Source organism: Stenotrophomonas sp. P5_B8, assembly GCF_054049855.1.
Genome location: NZ_JBFULO010000716.1, coordinates 1 through 1,144, shown reverse-complemented (window position 1 = coordinate 1,144; position 1,144 = coordinate 1). Strand labels below are relative to the sequence as shown.

The 1,144-nt window shown below is 70.2% G+C and carries 2 protein-coding genes; both read right to left on the bottom strand.

Translation table 11 applies throughout. The features are described from left to right. A partial coding sequence (locus tag ACXJKH_RS20950; RefSeq protein ID WP_457322262.1) for a DUF4434 domain-containing protein occupies positions 1-566 on the bottom strand: 566 nt, incomplete at its 3' end. Between the two features lie 64 nt (positions 567-630). Next, positions 631-1,144 (bottom strand): solute carrier family 23 protein (locus ACXJKH_RS20945; RefSeq protein WP_457322260.1); only part of this gene is annotated, 514 nt, incomplete at its 5' end.

The window sequence follows — 1,144 nt, the reverse complement described above, 5'->3', positions numbered from 1 at the left end:
CCGTGCAGCCACTGCCCCAGCCATTGCACGCGCGCTGGATCGGCCCAGTGGTATTGCTCGATTTCATACGGCAGGTACCAGCCGCCGAAGGCCTGCAGACGCGCCCACGGTGCCTGTGCCAGCCACTGCTGCGCGCGCGTCAGGGTCTGGGCGAAGAACGCCTGCAGGGTGGCGTCATCGCCGCCGATCGCCTTCCACCACGACTGCTCGAACGGCAGCCCGACCCGCACGGTGATGCCCGCTTCACCCGCAGCGGTGAACAGCATCCGCAGGCTCGCATCTGGCAGCTGYCAATCGCCCTCGGGCGCGCCATGGATGCCGGTCCATTGCAGCACCAGCTGTCTGCAGCCCAGCCGCTTTGCCAGCTGCACCGAACGCTGCCAGTCGGCCATCGTCCAGTCCAGGTGGCTGCGCCAGGGCTGCAGGAAGGTGCCATCCACCTGCGCGGGCATCGAACAGCCGGGCAGGGTGGCCAGCATGCCGACCGCCGGGGCCAGCAGTGCGGCACGCAGCAGGCGGCGGCGCAACGGCGAGCACGGATCGGCAGGCAGGCGGGCATCGGTCATGCCCCATCATCCCAGAGCCACGTTGCGGAGGGGTGAACCGCCGCGCGCCGCGGCGGCGCCGCAGTCATTCCAGTGCGTAACGCAGCACGAACAACCCGGCTACCAGCCACACCGCCGGATGCACCTCGCGCCAGCGACCGGTGCCGGCCTTGAGCACCGCATAGGCGATGAAGCCGAAGGCCAGGCCGTTGGCGATGGAGTAGGTGAACGGCATCGCCAGCGCACACAGGGCGGCCGGCACCGATTCGGTCAGGTCGTTCCATTCCACGTCGACCAGCTCGCGCAGCATCAGCCCGGCCACGAACAACAGGGCTGGGGCCGTCGCGTAACCGGGCACCATCGCCGCCAGTGGCGAGAACAGCAACGCGGCCAGGAAGAGCGCGGCCACCACCAGTGCGGTCAGCCCGGTGCGGCCACCGGCCTGCACGCCCGAGGCGCTTTCGGCAAAGGCGGTGGTGCTGCTGGTGCCGAGCAGCGAGCCGGCCACGATCGCGGTGCTGTCGGCCAGCAATGCGCGGCCGAAACGCTTCTGCGCGCCCGGCAGCTTGAGCAGGCCCGCACGTCCCACCACGCCATAC